The organism is Blastococcus sp. SYSU DS0669 (genome assembly GCF_054050895.1).
This window is the reverse complement of sequence record NZ_JBJHAE010000018.1, coordinates 31,758-49,525: the sequence shown is the minus strand read 5'-3', so window position 1 is coordinate 49,525 and position 17,768 is coordinate 31,758. Positions and strand designations below refer to the sequence as shown.

The window sequence follows — 17,768 nt, the reverse complement described above, 5'->3', positions numbered from 1 at the left end:
CGCCGCTGCCCCCACCCACCAGGAGGGTCCGTGAAGGTCGCCGTCTCCGGCGCGTCCGGGATGATCGGCAGCGCCCTGCTGCCCGTGCTGCGAGCGGACGGCCACGAGGTGGTCCAGCTGGTGCGCCGCACCCCTCGGACCGCCGACGAGCACCGCTGGGACCCGCAGCACCGGCGCATCGACCCCGGCGTCCTCCGCGACGTCGACGCGGTCGTCAACCTCTCCGGCGTGGGGGTGGGTGACCGGCGCTGGAGCGAGCGGCACAAGCAGGCGGTGCTCAGCAGCCGGGTGGACAGCACCGCCACGCTGAGCGAGGCGCTGGCCGAGGCCGCCACCGCCGACCCCGACCGGCCCCGGGCGCTCCTGAACGGATCCGCGGTCGGCTGGTACGGCGACACCGGCGACCGCGTGGTCGACGAGTCCGACCCGCCCGGCGACGACTTCCTGGCCCGCGTCTGCGTGGCCTGGGAGGGAGCGACCGCCCCCGCCGCCGACGCCGGGGTGCGCGTGACCACCCTCCGCACCGGCCTGGTGCTCGGCCGAGGCGGCCTCCTCGCGCGGATGCTGCCGATCTTCCGCGCCGGCCTGGGCGGGCGGCTGGGCTCCGGGCGGCAGTACGTCCCCTGGATCAGCCAGGCCGACGAGGTCGCCGCCATCCTCTTCCTGCTCACCCACCCGGTCGCCGGCCCGGTGAACCTCTGCGGCCCGGAGCCCGTCACCAATGCGGAGTTCACCGCGGCGCTGGGCCGGGTGCTGCACCGGCCCACGGCGCTGCCGGTGCCCGGCCCGGCGCTGTGGGTGGTGCTCGGCGAGTTCGCCCAGGTCGGCGTCCTGGCCGGCCAGCGGGCGGTGCCCCGCGCGCTCACCGAGGCCGGGTTCCGGTTCACCCACACGGACGTCGACGCCGCGGTGCGGGCCGCGGTGGCCCGGGACTGAGCCTCCGCCGCCGAGGTCAGGCCACGCGCTCCGCGCGGTCGATCCGCCAGCCCTCCGGTGTGCGGACGAGGACCATCCGCACCTGGGCCTCGCCCCGGCCGGCGACCGTCCGCCCCGCCGGGCCACCCGGGTCGTCGGCGGACACCACGCGGTAGCCCGGCCAGCGGTCGGTGAGCAGCAACTCGGCCCGGTCGGCCGACGCCTCGACGACGGCGACGTCCACCACCTCCGGGGCGAACCCGCTGAGCGCCTCCTCCGCACCGGCCAGGCCACGCGCGTACTCCTGGTCCGCCGCCAGGAGAGGGCTGCCCGGCAGGTGGACGGACTGCAGCCGGTCCGGCGCACCGCTGAGCCCCTCGGCACGCCGGGCGTAGAGCTCGGCCACCAGCGCCCGCCACCCCTCCGGGGACGTGGGCGCCGCGGCCCCACCGGCCGACGGGGCCGGGAGGACGGACGCCACTCCCGGAGGCGAGGTCGGCGTCGCGGTCGGAGCCGGGGTGCGGGACCCGGCCGGCGTCCCGGCGGCGGTGGAGCCCGGCGCCTCGGCGCCACCCCAGCGCGCGCCCAGCCAGGCGGTGACCGCGAGCGCCGCCACCACCAGCGCGGTGACGAGCAGCCCGCGGGCCACGCGAGCCGAGCCGGCCGCCGCACGCACCGACCACCGCCGCCGCGCCGGCGGCACCACCTCCGCCGGGCCGGGTCCAGGGCGTCGCCCCGGCACCACGTGCGTCAGGGCGGCCGACCCGTCCGGGCGGCCGTGGCCGCCCGGGGAGGCGGTGCTCAGCGCCACGGGCTCCGCTCGGCAGGCGTGCCGCAGGTCGAGGGCGAACTCCGCCGCGGTGCCGCGCTCGTGCGGGTCGGCCGCCAGCCCGCGGGCGATCACCTCGACCAGCCGCGGCGGCGCGCCCGGGGCGAGCTCCGCCAGATCGGGGAGGTGACCGGCGGCGGCCACCGCGAGCGTGCCGGTGGGGGTGGCGGCGTTCCACGGGGCGATGGCGGTCAGGGCGTGGAACGCGGCGGCGGCGACGCCGAAGACGTCCGAGGCGGGACCGGGGGCGCCACCCCGGGCCACCGCCGGGTCGACGTAGGCCGGGGTCACCTCCGCCGCCGCCGTCTCGCCCAGCACCCGGGCCACCCCGAGGTCGGTGAGCACCGGCCGCCCCTCGGCGGTGAAGACGATGTTCCCCGGAGCGAGGTCCCCGTGCACCACGCCGTGGTCGTGGGCGTGCGCCAGGGCCGCGGCGACCGGCGCGATCGCGGTGACGACCTCGCCGGGGCGCAGCCGGCCACGTCGGGCCAGCAGCGCGGCGAGGCTCCCGCCGGGCAGCAGCTCGAGCACCAGCGCCACCCGGGCGACCCCGCCCCGGCGCGGCTGGTGCACCACCTCGATCAGCCGGACCAGGTGCGGGTGGTCGAGCTCGCCCAGGAGCGCCGCCTCGCGCGCCTGACGGGCAGGGTCCCCGGCGACGAGCACCTTCACCGCCACCGGGTCGCCGCCCTCGCGCGGGACCGCCTGCCAGACCTCCCCCGACGCACCGCGGCCCAGCAGGGCCTGCAGGACGTAGCCCGGCACGGCCGGGGGCGGCGGTGAGCCCGGCGCGGCGGGCGGGGGGACGGGGATCGGCACGAGGGAGCACGCTAGGGGCACCCGGCCCGCCGGCGCTCCCGTCGTCCACAGGCCTGGGCCACGCGGACCTCCGGTGCCCGCTACCGTCGGGCGGTGTCCACGTCGCCACGGGCCGAGGTCCTCGTCGTCGGAGCCGGCCTGGCCGGGCTCTCCGCCGCCACCCGGCTGGCCGCCGCCGGTCTGGACGTGCACGTCCTGGAGGCCGGGGGCCACACCGGCGGGCGGCTCGCGACCGAGCGCATCGACGGCTTCCTGGTCGACCGCGGCTTCCAGGTGTTCAACACCGGCTACCCGCGCGCGGCCGACCTCGATCTCGCCGCCCTGGATCTCGGGTGGTTCGAGCGTGGCGCGGTCATCCGCGTCGACGGGCGGGCGCACCGGGTGGTCGACCCCCGCCGGCAGCCGACCGCCGTCGTCGGCACGGCTGTGGCACCGCTGGGCTCGGTCCGTGAGAAGGCGGCCCTGGTCGCCTACTCCCTGCGCGCCGGCTACTCCCCCGTCGACCGCCTGCTCCGCGCCCCGGAGACCACGGCGGAGGCGGCGCTGCGCGCGGCCGGCGTGGGCGACGCGGCGCTGGACCGCTTCCTCCGCCCGTTCCTCGCCGGTGTGCTGCTGGAGCATGAGCTCGCCACCTCCAGCCGATACCTCGGCCTGTTGTGGCGCAGCTTCGTCCGGGGGGCGACCGGCCTGCCCGCCGCGGGCATGCAGGCGGTCGGCGAGCAGCTGGCCGGGCGTCTGGACGCCGGGCGGGTGCACCTGCACACCGCGGTGCGGTCGGTCTCCCCCGGATCCGCGGCCACCGACGAGGGAACCTGGTCGGCCGACGCCGTCGTCGTCGCCACCGACCCGGCGACGGCGTCGCGGCTGCTGCCCGGCGTCGAGGCGGACGCGCCCCGGGAGGTGACCACCCACCTGCACGTGCTGCCCGGCTCGCCGTGGCCCACGCCGCTGATCGTCCTGGGGCAGCCGCGCGGCCGGCTGGTCAACACCGCCGTGGTCTCCGACGCCCAGCCCCGCTACAGCCCGGACGGCCGCGCACTGGTGGCCAGCTCCACCCTCGACCGCACCCGGGAGGAGGAGGTGCGCGGCGAGATCGCCGCCGCGCACGGCGTCGCCCGCTCGGACCTCGAGCACCTGACGTCGGTCACCGTGCCGGGTGCCCAGCCGGCCGCGCTCCCGCCCCTGCAGCTGCGCCGGCCCGTCGACCTCGGCAACGGGCTGTTCGTGTGCGGGGACCACCGGGACACCCCGTCCATCCAGGGCGCGATGGCCAGCGGCGCCCGGGCGGCCCGCGCCGTGCTCCGCCGCCTGCGCCCGGCCGGAACGGGAGGAGCCGCCTGATGCCCGCGACCGCGCCGACGATCCTCGCCACCAGCATGGGTTTCGCCCCGCGCGGCCGCGGCCCCGCCGACTGGCGGCCCGGACCGGTGTTCGACCTCGCCGTCGAGCTCGCCGGCGCCCCCGAGCGCCCGAGGCTCTGCTACCTGGGCACCGCCACCGGCGACGACCCGGCCCGCGTCGCCGCCGTCTACGGCGCCTTCGCCGGCAGCCGGGTCCAGGCCAGCCACCTCAGCCTCTTCCCGATGCCCACGGTGCCCGACCTGCGGGCGCACCTGCTCGCGCAGGACGTCGTGTGGGTCGGGGGCGGGAGCGTCGCCAACCTGCTGGCCGTCTGGCGGGTGCACGGGCTGGACGAGGTTCTCCGCGAGGCGTGGGAGGCCGGCGTCGTGCTCTCCGGCGTCTCGGCGGGATCGCTCTGCTGGCACGTGGGCGGCACCACCGACTCCTACGGCCCCGATCTCCGGCCGGTCACGAACGGGCTCGGGTTGATCCCGACCAGCAACGGCGTGCACCACGACTCCGAGGCGCAGCGGCGCCCGCTGTACCACCGGCTGGTCGCCGACGGCACGCTCCCCGGTGGGCACGCCACCGACGACGGCGCCGGGCTGGTCTACCGGGGCACCGCGCTGGTGGAGGCGGTCAGCGACCGCCCCGGCGCCGCCGCCTACCGGGTGGAGCGCGGCCCCGACGGCACCGCGGTCGAGACCCGCCTCGAGCCGCGCCGCCTGGCGTGACCGGCCCCGTCCAGGGGCTCGTCGCGAGCGCGCGAGCGATGAGGAGGACGGGGTCCTTTCTATAGGCTGGCGGCCGTGAGCGAGCTGCGGATCATCCGGGCGGGCACCGTTCCCTACGAGGAGGCGTGGGCGCAGCAGCGCGAGCTGCACGCCCGGCGGGTCGCCGGCGAGGCTCCCGACACGCTCCTCCTGCTCGAGCACCCGCCGGTCTACACCGCCGGCAAGCGCACCGAGCCCCACGAGCGACCGTTCGACGGCACGCCGGTCATCGACGTCGACCGCGGCGGGAAGATCACCTGGCACGGGCCCGGCCAGCTGGTCGGCTACCCGATCGTCGCGCTGGCCGACCCGGTCGACGTGGTCGCCTACGTCCGGCGGCTGGAGGGCGCGCTGATCGAGGTGTGCGCCGGGTTCGGGCTGGAGACGGTCCGCGTGGAGGGCCGCAGCGGCGTCTGGGTGGCGGCGGACGGGGCTCGCCCCGAGCGCAAGGTGGCGGCGATCGGCGTCCGCGTCGCCCGCGGCGTGACGATGCACGGCTTCGCCCTCAACTGCGACCCCGACATGACCGCGTTCGCCAACATGATCCCGTGCGGCATCCCCGATGCGGGGGTCACCTCGCTGTCGGCCGAACTGGGCCGAGACGTCACGACGGCCGAGGCGATCGCGCCGGTCGAGGAGGCGATGCGCGCCGTCCTCACCATCGGCGCGACGACGACCGCGGCACGCTAGCCCGTCCGCCGGAACCGCGCCCGCGGGAAATCTCAGCGCTAAGGTAGTCCTCCCGCCGGGAGGAGAACCGAGATGCCCAGGATCGAGCCGTTGCCGCGCGAGTCGCTGCCGGAGTACGAGGAGACCTTCCGTGCCGTGGAGGCCGCGCTGGGGGTCCTGCCCAACAGCACGCTGACCATGGCCCGGCGGCCCGACATCATGGAGGCGTTCGCCCGCCTCAATGCGGTGGTCATGGCCGAGGGCACGGTCGGAGGCGTGCTCAAGCAGTTGGTCGCGACCGTCGTCTCCGGTGCCGCCGGCTGCGCGTACTGCCAGGCACACACCTCGCACGTGGCGGAGCAGCGGGGTGCCGACGCGGAGAAGCTGGCCGCGGTCTGGGACTTCGAGGCCAGCCCGCTCTTCACCGACGCCGAGCGGGCCGCCCTGCGCGTTGCCCGTGGCGCGGGCCTGACGCCGAACGCCGTGACCGACCAGGAGATGACCGACCTGCGCCGGCACTTCGACGACGACCAGATCGTCGAGATCGTCGCGGTCATCGCCAACTTCGGCTTCCTCAACCGGTGGAACGACACCATGGCCACGCAGCTGGAGCGCTCGCCGCTGGCCTGGGCCACCGACCGCCTGCAGGACGCGGGGTGGGAGGCCGGCAAGCACGCCGGCTCCTGAGGACCCCGCCGGGCTGAGGTGCTGCCGCACCTCGGCCCGGCGCGGGTCCTCAGCCCAGCACGAAGTTGACCAGCCGGCCCGGGACGGCGACGACGCGGCGGATCGTCGCCCCGTCCAGGTAGCCGGCGATCTTCTCGTCCGCCCGCGCGGCCGCCTCGAGCGCGGCGGCGTCGGCGTCCGCGGGCACCGACACCTGCGACCGCACCCTGCCGTTGACCTGGACGGCGACCTGCACCGTGTCCTCGACCAGCCACCGCTCGTCGGCCACCGGGAAGGGCGTCCACGCCGAGGACGAGTCGTGGCCCAGCCGCGACCACAGCTCCTCGGCCAGGTGCGGCGCCAGCGGGGCCACCATCAGCACCAGCGGCTCGGCGACCGAGCGCGGCACCGGCCGGTCGGCCCCGAAGGCCTGCGTGAGGTGGTTGGTCAGCTCGGTGATGCGGGCGATGGCGATGTTGAACCGCAGCGTGGCGTAGCCGTCGCGGACGCCGTCGATCGCCCGGTGCAGCGCCCGCAGCGTCTCCTCGGCCGGCTCGACGTCGGCGGCCCGGACCGCGCCGGTCCCCTCGTCGACGACGACCCGCCAGATGCGCTGCAGCAGGCGCTGGGAACCGACGACCGCTTTGGTCTCCCACGGCCGCGACTGCTCCAGCGGGCCGGTGGACATCTCGTAGACCCGGAAGGTGTCGGCGCCGTAGGCGCCGATCATCTCGTCCGGCGTCACCATGTTCTTGAGGCTCTTGCCGATCTTCCCGTACTCGCGGTTGACCGGCTTGCCCTCGTAGAAGAACCGCCCGTCCTTCTCCTCGACGTCGGCCGCGGGTACGTAGAAACCCCGCTCGTCGGTGTAGGCGTAGGCCGAGATGTAGCCCTGGTTGACCAGCCGCCGGAACGGCTCCTCGCTGGAGACGTGGCCCAGGTCGAACAGGACCTTGTGCCAGAAGCGGGCGTACAGCAGGTGCAGCACGGCGTGCTCGACCCCGCCGACGTAGAGGTCCACGCCGCCGGTGTCGCCCGCGCCGCGCGGACCCATCCAGTACCGCTCCAGCTCCGGGTCGACCATGCGCTCGTCGTCGCCCGGGTCCAGGTACCGCAGGTAGTACCAGCAGGAGCCCGCCCAGTTGGGCATCGTGTTGGTCTCGCGGCGGTACTTCTTCAGGCCGTCGCCCAGGTCCAGCTCGACCGTCGTCCACTCCGTGGCCCGCGACAGCGGCGGCTCGGGCGCGGAGTCGGCGTCGTCGTCGTCGAACGTCTTGGGCGAGTAGTCGTCGACCTCGGGCAGCAGCACGGGCAGCATCGACTCGGGAACCGCGACCGGGCGGTCGTCCTCGTCGTAGAGGATCGGGAACGGCTCGCCCCAGTAGCGCTGCCGGCTGAACAGCCAGTCGCGCAGCTTGTAGGTGGTGGTCGCCTCGCCGGAGCCCTTCTCCACCAGCCACGCGGTGATGCGCGCGATCGCCTCGGCCTTGTCCAGCCCGTCCAGCGAGATCTCGTCGTTCGCCGAGTTGATCATCCGGCCGGGGCCCGTGTACGCCCCGCTGTCGGCGTCGAAGCCCTCGGGCCGCTCGACGGTCGGCACGATCTCCAGGCCGAACTTGCGCGCGAACTCCCAGTCGCGCTGGTCCTCACCCGGCACGGCCATGATGGCGCCGGTGCCGTAGCCGGTGAGCACGTAGTCGGCGATGAACACCGGCAGCTCGCGGCCGTTCACCGGGTTGACCGCGGTGGCGCCCAGCCAGACGCCGGTCTTCTCGCGGCCGGCGTCCTGGCGGTCCAGCTCCGACCGACGCGAGGCCTGCCGCTGGTACTCCCGCACCGCCTCGGCCGGGTTCGCCGCACCGCCGGTCCAGCGCGGGTCGGTGCCGTCGGGCCAGGCCGCGGCGGTCAGCGACCCGACCAGCGGGTGCTCGGGGGCCAGCACCATGTACGTCGCGCCGAACAGGGTGTCGGGCCGGGTGGTGAAGACCTCGATCGTCTCGGCCCCCGCGGCGAACCGGATCCGCGCGCCCGTCGAGCGGCCGATCCAGTTGCGCTGCATCAGCTTCAGCGAGTCCGGCCAGTCCAGCCGGTCCAGGTCGGCCAGCAGGCGGTCGGCGTAGGCGGTGATCCGCATCATCCACTGCTTCAGGGGGCGCCGGAAGACGGGGAAGTTGCCGCGCTCCGACCGGCCGTCGGGCGTGACCTCCTCGTTCGACAGCACGGTGCCCAGGCCCGGGCACCAGTTGACCGGCGCCTCGTGCAGGTAGGCGAGCCGGTGCGCGTCGACGACGGCACCCTTCTGCACCTCGTCCAGCTCGGCCCAGGGGCGGTCGGAGGGGTTGGTGCCCTCCGCCGGCTCGCGGGTGCCGGCCTCGAGCTCGGCGACCAGCTCCTCGATCCGCCGCGCCCTGCCCGCCTCCGCGTCGAACCAGGAGCCGAAGATCTGCAGGAAGATCCACTGGGTCCACTTGTAGTAGCCCGGGTCGATCGTCGCGAAGGTGCGGCGCTGGTCGTGGTCGACGCCCAGCCGGCGCAGCTGCGCCGAGATCGCCGCGATGTTGGCCTCGGTGGTGATCCGCGGGTGCTGCCCGGTCTGGACGGCGTACTGCTCGGCGGGCAGGCCGAAGGCGTCGTAGCCCATGGGGTGCAGCACGTTGTCGCCGTCCATGCGGCGGAACCGGCTGGTGACGTCGGTGCCCAGGTAGCCCAGGGGGTGGCCGACGTGAAGCCCCGCCCCCGAGGGGTACGGGAACATGTCCATCGCGAAGAACTTGGGCCGGTCGGCGACCCGCTCGAAGCCCGCGCTCAGCCGGCCGACCGGGTTCGGCGTGTGGAAGGTGCCCTCGGACTCCCACCGGTCCTGCCAGGCCAGCTCGATCTGCTGGGCCAGCGCCGGGGTGTACCGGTGCGGCGGCACGCCGTCGCCCGTGGCCTCGGTGGCGGGGCTGTCGGTCTGGCTCATCGTCTCGTGCTCCCGGATCGTGGTGCGCGGTGCGGTACCGGTGGTGGGCAACAAAAAACCCCTCTCGCAGGAGGGGTCGCCGTGCTGTCCGAGGGGTCTCAGGTCAGCACGGCCGGCGAAGCAGGAGCCGCCCGGTCACACCCCCGAGCTTATCGCGGTGCGGCGCGGGCACCGCCCACGGGCGGCAGCGCCGGCCTCCCCCCATCGGGCCACAGCGGACGGTTTCGTCTCGACGTGCCTCCCCGCGGGGCCGATGACGGTCTCGTGCACCCCCTCGACGCGTCGGCCGGCCGTGACAGCCCACCCGCGACCGGTGGGCTGCTGCTCGCCTGCCTCGGAGCGCTGGTGGCCTACGCCTTCGGCGCGTTCGACCGCCCGTCCGGCACCACGGCCTCCGTCGTCCACGACCTTGTCCTCTACACCGCCGTCTACGTGCTGGGTGCGGCGGTCTGCCGGCGGGCCGCGCGGCGTCGCGGACGGGACCGGCTGATGTGGCAGGCGCTCGCCGTGGCCTTCGGGTGCACCGCGGCCAGCACGCTGCTCTACGTCCTCGTGCTCGTCCCCGTGCTCGGCGAGGTCCCGACCTGGCTGCGGGTGATCCTCTGGGCGCCGGCCTACCCGGCGATGGCGGTGGGCCTGGTCGGGCTGGTCCGGTCACGGGTCACCGTGATCCACCCGAGCATGTGGTTCGACGCGCTGACGGGGGCCTGCGGCGCGGTCGTCTTCGCCGTCACCCTGCTGCCCTCGATCGCGGTCGGCCCGGTCGACGGCCCCCTCGCGGTCGTGCAGCTGTACCCGGTCACCGACACCGTCCTGCTGGCCGCCGTGTCCGCGGTCTGCGCCGTCATGGGTATCCGCCGGGACTGGCCGGTGGTCCTGATCGTGGCCGGGCTGCTGTGCACCCTCACCGCCGACGCGCTCTACGTGCAGCAGGCGCTGCTCGGGGACGTCACCCCGGGCGGCTCGCTCACCCTCGTCTGGCTGACGGGTGCGGCCTTCACCGCCGTGGCCGCCCACGTCGCCGGCCGCACCGCCCGCATCGAGCCGGCGCACGCGGACCCGCTGGCGCGGCTGAGCTGGCGGGTGGCCTTCGTCCCCCTCGGCGCCGGCGTGATGAGCGTCGCGGTGCTGGTCGCCACGTGGGGTTCACCCGGTCTCGGCGTCGCGGGCTGGGCCGCCGTCACCTGCCTCCTGGCCCTCCTCGCGCGGACGGCGATGTCGGTGCAGGAGCTCCGCGGCCTGCACGAGATCCGCGCCCAGGCACGCACCGACGAGCTGACCGGGCTGCCCAACCGGCGGGACCTGCTCGAGCGGGCGCGGACCGCGCTGCGACCGGGCACGAACCGGCCGGTCGCGCTGCTGCTGCTCGACCTGGACGGGTTCAAGGAGGTCAACGACAGCCTGGGGCACGCCGCCGGTGACGACCTGTTGCGCATGATCGGCCCCCGCCTGTGGCCGCACCTGGGCCCCGACGACCTGCTCGCCCGGCTGGGCGGGGACGAGTTCGCCGTCCTCCTGCCGGGCTGCGGTCTGGACGACGCGGTCGCCCGCGCCGACCTGCTGCGGGCCCGGGTGCTCGAGCCGTTCGTGGTCGACGGGGTCCGGCTGCACGTCGGCGTCAGCATCGGCATCGCCACCGGCCCCGTGCCCGCGGCCACGGTGACCGAGCTGCTGCGCTGCGCCGACGTGGCGATGTACGCGGCGAAGAACGCCCGCGAGGGCGTGCGCAGCTACGTCCCCGACCCGGCGAGCGGCTCGGGCGACCGGCTCCGCACGATGGAGGACCTCCGCACCGCGCTCGACGAGGGGCAGCTCGTGGTCCACCTGCAGCCGCAGGTCTCCCTCGACGGCGGGCACGTCGTCGGCGTCGAGGCGCTGGTGCGGTGGCAGCACCCCTCGCGCGGGCTGCTCTCCCCCAGCGTCGTGCTGCCCGCCGCGGAGCAGGCGGGCCTCATGCGGCCGCTGACCGACGCCGTCCTCGGCCTCGCCCTCGACGCCGCCGCCCGCTGGTGGCGGGACCTCCCCGTGCCGGTGTCGGTGAACCTCTCCGCCGCCAACGTCAGCGACCCGGACCTGCCTGCCAGCGTGTGCACCCTGCTCCGGACCCACGGCCTGCCGCCGCAGGCGCTCACCGTCGAACTCGTCGAGGACACCCTCATGGCCGATCCCGACCGGGGGCGCACCGTGCTGGGCGAGCTCCGGCGGCTGGGCATCCGCACCTCGATCGACGACTACGGCACCGGCTACAGCTCGCTGGCCTACCTGCGCCACCTGCCGGCCGACGAGCTGAAGCTGGACCGCAGCCTCACCTACGACGTGGGCCGCGACCACCGGGCGACGGCGATCGTCCGGCACACCGTGGCGCTCGCCCACGACCTGGGGCTCACCCTCGTCGCCGAGGGGGTGGAGGACGACGAGACGCGCGCGGTGCTCGCCTCGCTCGGCTGCGACGTCGCCCAGGGGTACGCGATCGCCCGACCCATGCCGATCGACGACCTCCTCGCGTGGCTCGGGACGTCGGAGCCCCGGCGGCCGGCGGTGCCGGCCCCGCGGGGACCGGTGGGCATGCGCTTCCCCCAGGCCCGCTGACCTCGGTCACACGCCGGCCGGGACCCGGACGGGGCGCGGGGTCCGGGCGGTCGCGGAGAGCGTGAGCCAGCGTGGGAGGGCCCGGCACGCCTGCGGCTCCCCGCTGAGCACCAGGTCCCCGGAGCGGAGCGCCTCGGACCACCCGACGTCGCCCCGCCACACCTCGGTGAGGGTCCGGAGCGCGGTCTCCACCGTCACCCGGACCGGGAACCCCGGGTCGACGTCGCAGACGTCGACCCCGTCGGTGGCGATCACCAGCCACCAGCGCCCCGACGTCGCCAGCTCCGGGAAGCGGAAGAAGATCACCGTGCGGCCGTCCGGCACCGCCTCGGTGTCGACGTTGCGGTGGATGTCCCAGAGCAGCAGGTGCGGGTCCAGGTCGGCGTCGCCCAGCTCGGGGATCCAGCGGATGCCCCAGCGGCCGAGCGCGTCCACGATCGGCTCCAGCTCCCGGCCGGACTCGGTGAGCCGGTAGGTGACCCGGTTGCCGTCCTCCCACCGCTCCACCACACCGGCGCGGACCAGCGTGTGCAGCCGCTTGGACAGCAGCGCCGGCGACATGCGGGGCAGGCCCCGGCGGAGGGCGTTGAAGTGCCGGCTGCCCAGCATGAGCTCGCGGACGACGAGGAGCGTCCACCGCTCGTCGAGCAGTTCCATGGCCTTGGCGACCGGGCAGAACTGGCCGTACTGCGAGGGCATGACGGGTCCCTCCCGACGTCCCCGTGCGGGATCACCGTAGGACCGACCACGGCTTCCCGGAAGGGCCGGAGGCCCGCGGTACAGAGCGAGTACCGGGGCGGTTCAGATCCAGCACTGGAGCGGGCGCGCGGGACGGCGGGACGGTGACGGGGCCACCGACCCATCCGCGAGGAGGCCCCCATGACCACCACCGCCCCCACCCCCACGACCCCCGTCCCGAGCCCCGCGACCCCCACGCTGGCCGAGACCGCCCCCGCCGTCCTCTCGCTGATCGCCGGCTACGTCGGCCACCGCACCGTGGCGATCGGGCTGCGCGCCGGGCTGCTGGGCCGGCTCGCGGAGCACCCGGGATCCACCGCCGACGAGCTCGCCGAGGCGCTTGACCTCGACGCCTTCTACGTCTCCGTCTGGTGCCGCGCCGCCGTGGGCGCCGGGATCCTCGAGCGCACGGGGTCCGGCTTCCGGCTGGCACCGCACATGGCCACGCTGCTGCTCGACACCGGTTCCCCGGCCTTCGTCGGCGGCGTGTTCGGCGTCCTGGAGGCGCACGAGGTCTTCGGGCGGTTCGAGCAGGCCTTCGCCACCGGCGAGCGCATGTGGTGGGAGGACACCAGCCCGGAGTGGATCGCCGCCGTCTCCGGCACCGGGACGCCCTTCTACACGAGGCTGGTCCCCGGCGGGCTCGACCGCGTCCCCGGCGTCGCCGACGCGCTGGCGGCGGGCTGCCGGGTCGTCGACACCGCCTGCGGCGCGGGGGTCGGCCTGGTGCGGCTGGCCAGCACCTACCCGGCGTGCACCGTCGTCGGGGTCGACGGCGACCGGCACTCGATCGACCTCGCCCGGGCCCGCCTGGACGCGGCCGGGCTCGGCGACCGTGTCGAACTGGTGCACAGCGCCCTCGAGGACATGGAGCTCGAGACGCCGGCGCGCGTCGTCGTCAACAACATCTCGATGCACGAGTGCCGCGACATCGACCGGGTGACCGAGAACGTGAAGGCCGCGCTCGAACCCGGGGGCTGGTTCGTCATCTCCGACTTCCCGTTCCCCGACACCGACGAGGGGCTGCGCAGCGTGCCCGGGCGGATCATGAGCGGCATCCAGTTCTTCGAGGCGCAGATCGACGACCAGCTGCTCCCCCGCAGCGCCTACGACGAGCTGCTGACCCGCCACGGGTTCACCGACCCGGGCTCGGTCCAGCTGACCCCGATGCACGCGCTCACCTACGGCCGCCGCCCGTAGCCCGCGCCCGGTGGCGCCTCAGCCAAGCTGGGGCGCCACCTCGGCCGCCACGAGGTCCAGGTGGTCGAGGTCGGCGAGGTCCAGCACCTGCAGGTACACCCGCTGGGCACCGGCCTCGGCGTACCGCCCCAGGACGTCGACCGCCTCGGCCGGGCTGCCGGCGACGCCGTTCTCGCGCAGCTCCGCCACGTCGCGGCCGATCGCCGCGGCGCGGCGGGCGAGCTCGGCGTCGTCGCGGCCGACGCAGAGCACCAGCGCCGAGCTGCACACCAGGGACGACGGGTCGCGGCCGGCCTCCTCGCAGGCCTCGCGGACGCCGGCGAACAGCCGCGCGTTCTCCGCGGCGGGCATGAAGGGGACGTTGAACTCCTGCGCGTACCGGGCGGCCAGCCGGGGCGTGCGCCGCGCCCCCCTCCCCCCGACGAGGATCGGCACGCCACCCTCCTGCACCGGCTTGGGCAGCGCCGGGGAGCCGGACAGCTGGTAGTGCCGCCCGTCGAAGTCGAAGGTCTCCCCCACCGGCGTGCGCCACAGCCCGGTGATGACGGCGAGCTGCTCCTCGTACCGGTCGAACCGCTCCCCCAGCGACGGGAAGGGGATGCCGTAGGCGGTGTGCTCGGCCTCGAACCAGCCCGAGCCGAGCCCGAGCTCCACCCGTCCGCCGCTCATCGCGTCGACCTGCGCGACCGAGATCGCCAGCGGGCCGGGGAGCCGGAAGGTGCCCGCGGTCATCAGCGTGCCCAGCCGGATCCGGCTGGTCTCGCGGGCGAGCCCGGCCAGCGTGATCCAGGCGTCCGTGGGCCCCGGGAGCCCGTCACCCCCCATGGTCAGGTAGTGGTCGGAACGGAAGAAGGCGTCGAAGCCGGTCTCCTCCGTGCGCCGGGCGACGGCCAGCAGGTCGTCGTACGTGGCGCCCATCTGCGGCTCGGTGAAGATGCGCAACTGCACCGCCGGACCGTAACCAGCACCGCGCCCGGTCGCTCATCCGGCCGCGCCTCGGGGTGTGCGCACGGCCGGGACCGGGCAGGATGACCGCCAGACGTCAACTCGGAGGTGCGGCACGTGTTCCGGAAGAAGACGCGCGGCGAGATCATCAGCGCCGAAGTGCAGGAGGGCCTGGCCCACCTGGGGGCGGCGGTGACCGAAGCAGGTCGCGCCGCCGCTGAACAACTCGCTCCACGCGTGGAGGCCGCCCAGCGGGCCGTGGCGCCGAAGGTGGCCGCGGCGGCCGCCGTCGCCGCCCCCGCCGTCGCCTCCGCGCGCGACACGCTCGGTCCGCGGGTGGATGCGGCGCGGGACGCCCTCGGGCCCCGCGTGGACGCGGCGTGGGACGCCTTCGGGCCCCGCATGGACGCGGCCCGCGAGGCGGCGGCGCCCAGGGTCGCCGCCTCCCTTGCGGCGGCCCAGCTGGCGGCCAACCGGGCCGCGACCGACCTCGGCCCACGGGTGGAGGCGGCGCAGAAGGCGCTCAGGGAGGAGGTCGGCCCGCGGCTGACCGCCACCCAGGCGGCGGCGCTCGGCTACGCCACCCCGCGCGTCCTCGCGGCCCGCGAGGCGGTGTCGCCGGCGCTGGAGAGCGCGCGCGGCACGCTGCTCGCGGGCGTGGACAGCGCGCGCAGCGAGCTCGAGGCACGCCGCGCCGAGCTGGCCGCCTCGGCCGCCGAGTCCACCCGCAAGGCGCGGAAGGCGGCGAAGAAGGCGCGGAAGAACGCCGGCAAGAAGCGGCGCGATTTCGAGAAGGCGGCCCTGGCCACCGCGACCACCGTCAAGCGGCGCACGGGCGTGGAGCCCGAGCCCCGCCGGTGGCCCTGGGTGTTGGCGCTGCTGGCCGCGGGTACGGCGGCCTTCGTCCTCCTCCGGCGCAGCAAGCAGGAGTCGTGGACACCCGCTCCGGCCGGTGACGGCCCGGTGCCCAGCTACCGAGAGGACCCCGTGCCCAGCTCCCCGAGTTCCAGCGACTCCGGCAAGACCGTCTCCGACGCCCAGTTCACCGCCGGCGACTCCGCGCCCAGCGAGTCCGACATGGGCGTCCGTGACGCGCAGCTCGTGGAGGGCGACGACGCCGGCAGCACCACGACCCACTCGGGTCCGCCGGAGCCCTTCACCAGCGGCGGCGGTGCCCAGGGTGAGGGCCCGACCGCAGGGCCCGACGACAAGCAGGTCTGACCGCCCGACGACGGTCCCCCGACGCAGCCCCCGCCGCCTCGCGCGACGGGGGCTGCGTCGTCTGCACGAGTACGGTGGGGATCATGAGCGAGGCGCCGGCGAGGAACCCTGAGCAGCCCCCCGTCCAGGACTCCCGGATCGAGCCGGCCGGCCGCAGGATGCTGCGCCTCGAGGTGCGCAACAGCCAGGTGCCGATCGAGCGCAAGCCCGAGTGGATCAAGACCCGGCTGAAGACCGGGCCCGAGTACACCGAGCTCAAGTCGCTCGTCCGCCGCGAGGGCCTGCACACGGTGTGCGAGGAGGCCGGGTGCCCCAACATCTACGAGTGCTGGGAGGACCGGGAGGCGACCTTCCTCATCGGCGGTGACCAGTGCACCCGCCGGTGCGACTTCTGCCAGATCGACACCGGCAAGCCCGCCGACTTCGACGCCGACGAGCCGCGGCGCGTGGCCGAGAGCGTCGCCACCATGGGGCTGAAGTACGCCACCGTCACCGGCGTCGCCCGCGACGACCTGGCGGACGGCGGCGCGTGGCTGTACGCCGAGACGGTGCGCCAGATCCACGCCCAGCTCCCCGGCTGCGGCGTCGAACTGCTCATCCCCGACTTCAACGCCGACCCCGACCAGCTCGCCGAGGTCTTCTCCTCCCGGCCCGAGGTGCTCGCCCACAACGTCGAGACCGTCCCGCGGATCTTCAAGCGCATCCGCCCCGGCTTCCGGTTCGAGCGCTCGCTGGCGGTCATCACCGCTGCGCGCGAGGCCGGGCTGGTCACCAAGTCCAACCTGATCCTCGGCATGGGAGAGGAGCCCGAGGAGGTCGTCGAGACGATGCGCGCCCTGCACGAGGCGGGGTGCGACCTGCTCACGATCACCCAGTACCTGCGCCCCTCGCCGCGGCACCACCCCGTCGTCCGCTGGGTCAAGCCCGACGAGTTCGTGCAGTTCCAGAAGGACGCCGAGGAGATCGGCTTCCCGGGTGTGCTCGCCGGCCCGCTGGTGCGCAGCTCCTACCGCGCCGGCCGGCTCTACCAGCAGGCGGTCGAGGCGCGGAAGCTCGCTCCGCAGGCCTGACCTCGGGCCCCGCTCCGCCGCAGCGGCCCGCCACGAGCATGCGCGTGGCGGGGGACGGCTGGTCCTTTCACTATCCTGGGGCCATGGCGCGCAGCAAGTCCTCTGACCCCACGGCCCCGGGCGGCGACGCCGGGCGCACCCCGAAGGACGGTGGCCGGGCCTCTGGCGCCACCGCCGCGAGCGCCGGCAAGGCCGGCAAGCGCGGCAAGGCCCCGAAGCTCGACAAGAACGGCCAGCCCAAGGTCGGGCGCTTCAAGAAGATGCGCAGCCAGGTCAGCATGATCAAGCAGGCCTACACGCTGACGCGGCGCAACGACCCGAAGCTGCCCTGGATCATGCTGATCTGGTTCGTCTCCGTGGCGGCCGTAGTCGAGCTGATCGGCATCCTGCTCAGCGCTCCGTTCCTGTTCCTCCCGCTCGCGCTCCTCCTCGGTGGCCTCGCGGCGCTGATCGTCTTCGGGCGCCGCGCCCAGCGCTCGGCCTACACCCAGGTCGAGGGGCAGCCGGGTGCGGCCGCCTGGGTGCTGGAGGGCATGCGCGGCGACTGGCGGGTCTCCTCCGGTGTGGCCGGCACGCCGCAGCTCGACGCCGTCCACCGGGTGCTCGGCCGGCCGGGCATCGTGCTCGTCGGCGAGGGGGCGCCCGGGCGGGTGCGCGGGCTGATCGCGCAGGAGAAGAAGAAGATCGCCCGCGTCGTCGGCGACACCCCGATCTACGACGTGATGATCGGCGAGGACGAGGGGCAGGTGCCCCTGAAGAAGCTCAGCAGCCACGTGATGAAGCTGCCGCGCAACCTCAGCGCCGCCGAGGTCAACGCCCTCGGCCGGCGGATGAGCGCGCTGGGCGGCCCGCGCATGCCCGTCCCCGGTGGCCCGCTCCCGGGCGGTCGGCAGATGTCGGTCAGCCAGCGCCAGGTCCGCCGCCGCGGCTGACCAGCCCGCCCAGGAGGGCCCCGTCCGAGCCGGACGGGGCCCTTCTCCGTCCGGCACCCCGACGAGCCCGCCGCGCAGCCCTGCCCCGCTGGCCATGAT

14 protein-coding genes are annotated in these 17,768 nt (G+C 75.2%); 10 read left to right on the top strand and 4 right to left on the bottom strand.

Annotated elements, in window-relative coordinates:
- The first annotated feature begins 30 nt into the window (after positions 1 to 30).
- Complete coding sequence (locus ACI792_RS16340) at positions 31 to 936, top strand: TIGR01777 family oxidoreductase (protein WP_456603517.1); 906 nt, start codon at positions 31 to 33, stop codon at positions 934 to 936.
- Positions 937 to 952: 16 nt separating this feature from the next.
- On the opposite strand, the gene ACI792_RS16335 is transcribed toward ACI792_RS16340, so the two are convergent.
- Positions 953 to 2,563, bottom strand: coding sequence for a protein kinase domain-containing protein (locus tag ACI792_RS16335; RefSeq protein ID WP_456603516.1), 1,611 nt, complete (start codon positions 2,561 to 2,563; stop codon positions 953 to 955).
- Positions 2,564 to 2,656: 93 nt separating this feature from the next.
- Between ACI792_RS16335 and ACI792_RS16330 the strand changes: the two genes are divergently transcribed.
- From ACI792_RS16330 to ACI792_RS16315, 4 genes are all read left to right on the top strand, one after another.
- On the top strand, positions 2,657 to 3,904 hold the full coding sequence (locus ACI792_RS16330) for an NAD(P)/FAD-dependent oxidoreductase (RefSeq protein ID WP_456603515.1): 1,248 nt from the start codon (positions 2,657 to 2,659) through the stop codon (positions 3,902 to 3,904).
- Complete coding sequence (locus tag ACI792_RS16325) at positions 3,904 to 4,638, top strand: Type 1 glutamine amidotransferase-like domain-containing protein (RefSeq protein WP_456603514.1); 735 nt, start codon at positions 3,904 to 3,906, stop codon at positions 4,636 to 4,638. Before ACI792_RS16330 ends, ACI792_RS16325 begins: the two co-directional genes overlap by 1 nt.
- 75 nt (positions 4,639 to 4,713) lie before the next feature.
- Positions 4,714 to 5,367, top strand: coding sequence for a lipoyl(octanoyl) transferase LipB (gene lipB / locus ACI792_RS16320; RefSeq protein ID WP_456581842.1), 654 nt, complete (start codon positions 4,714 to 4,716; stop codon positions 5,365 to 5,367).
- A gap of 72 nt (positions 5,368 to 5,439) precedes the next feature.
- Entirely contained in the window at positions 5,440 to 6,033 is a 594-nt protein-coding gene (locus ACI792_RS16315) for a carboxymuconolactone decarboxylase family protein (RefSeq protein WP_456603513.1), read from the top strand.
- A gap of 49 nt (positions 6,034 to 6,082) precedes the next feature.
- On the opposite strand, the gene leuS is transcribed toward ACI792_RS16315, so the two are convergent.
- Entirely contained in the window at positions 6,083 to 9,025 is a 2,943-nt protein-coding gene (gene leuS, locus ACI792_RS16310; RefSeq protein WP_456603512.1) for a leucine--tRNA ligase, read from the bottom strand.
- A gap of 183 nt (positions 9,026 to 9,208) precedes the next feature.
- Between leuS and ACI792_RS16305 the strand changes: the two genes are divergently transcribed.
- On the top strand, positions 9,209 to 11,563 hold the full coding sequence (locus ACI792_RS16305) for a putative bifunctional diguanylate cyclase/phosphodiesterase (protein WP_456603511.1): 2,355 nt from the start codon (positions 9,209 to 9,211) through the stop codon (positions 11,561 to 11,563).
- A 6-nt stretch (positions 11,564 to 11,569) separates the two neighbouring features.
- On the opposite strand, the gene ACI792_RS16300 is transcribed toward ACI792_RS16305, so the two are convergent.
- The gene (locus ACI792_RS16300; protein ID WP_456603510.1) at positions 11,570 to 12,262 is read right to left on the bottom strand and encodes a winged helix-turn-helix transcriptional regulator; all 693 of its coding nucleotides are present in this window, start codon (positions 12,260 to 12,262) and stop codon (positions 11,570 to 11,572) included.
- 180 nt (positions 12,263 to 12,442) lie between these two features.
- Between ACI792_RS16300 and ACI792_RS16295 the strand changes: the two genes are divergently transcribed.
- On the top strand, positions 12,443 to 13,501 hold the full coding sequence (locus ACI792_RS16295) for a class I SAM-dependent methyltransferase (RefSeq protein ID WP_456603509.1): 1,059 nt from the start codon (positions 12,443 to 12,445) through the stop codon (positions 13,499 to 13,501).
- A gap of 18 nt (positions 13,502 to 13,519) precedes the next feature.
- Here the strand turns inward: ACI792_RS16295 and ACI792_RS16290 are convergent, their stop codons facing one another.
- Positions 13,520 to 14,449 carry an LLM class F420-dependent oxidoreductase gene (locus tag ACI792_RS16290; protein WP_456603508.1) on the bottom strand — a complete coding sequence of 310 codons (930 nt, stop codon included), beginning with the start codon at positions 14,447 to 14,449 and terminating at the stop codon, positions 13,520 to 13,522.
- A 114-nt stretch (positions 14,450 to 14,563) separates the two neighbouring features.
- Between ACI792_RS16290 and ACI792_RS16285 the strand changes: the two genes are divergently transcribed.
- From ACI792_RS16285 to ACI792_RS16275, 3 genes are all read left to right on the top strand, one after another.
- On the top strand, positions 14,564 to 15,667 hold the full coding sequence (locus ACI792_RS16285; protein ID WP_456603507.1) for a hypothetical protein: 1,104 nt from the start codon (positions 14,564 to 14,566) through the stop codon (positions 15,665 to 15,667).
- Positions 15,668 to 15,750: 83 nt separating this feature from the next.
- Positions 15,751 to 16,737: a lipoyl synthase gene (lipA, locus tag ACI792_RS16280; RefSeq protein WP_456603506.1), complete on the top strand. Its 987-nt coding sequence runs from the start codon at positions 15,751 to 15,753 to the stop codon at positions 16,735 to 16,737.
- 83 nt (positions 16,738 to 16,820) lie between these two features.
- Entirely contained in the window at positions 16,821 to 17,669 is an 849-nt protein-coding gene (locus ACI792_RS16275; protein WP_456603505.1) for a DUF4191 domain-containing protein, read from the top strand.
- Positions 17,670 to 17,768: the final 99 nt, after the last annotated feature.

What these genes read in the sequence shown, in the direction of transcription:
- ACI792_RS16275 (WP_456603505.1), top strand. Translation starts at nt 16,821, where the DNA reads ATGGCGCGCAGCAAGTCCTCTGACCCCACGGCCCCGGGCGGCGACGCC.
- ACI792_RS16300 (WP_456603510.1), bottom strand. Translation starts at nt 12,262, where the DNA reads ATGCCCTCGCAGTACGGCCAGTTCTGCCCGGTCGCCAAGGCCATGGAA.
- ACI792_RS16315 (WP_456603513.1), top strand. Translation starts at nt 5,440, where the DNA reads ATGCCCAGGATCGAGCCGTTGCCGCGCGAGTCGCTGCCGGAGTACGAG.
- lipA (WP_456603506.1), top strand. Translation starts at nt 15,751, where the DNA reads ATGAGCGAGGCGCCGGCGAGGAACCCTGAGCAGCCCCCCGTCCAGGAC.
- ACI792_RS16295 (WP_456603509.1), top strand. Translation starts at nt 12,443, where the DNA reads ATGACCACCACCGCCCCCACCCCCACGACCCCCGTCCCGAGCCCCGCG.
- ACI792_RS16325 (WP_456603514.1), top strand. Translation starts at nt 3,904, where the DNA reads ATGCCCGCGACCGCGCCGACGATCCTCGCCACCAGCATGGGTTTCGCC.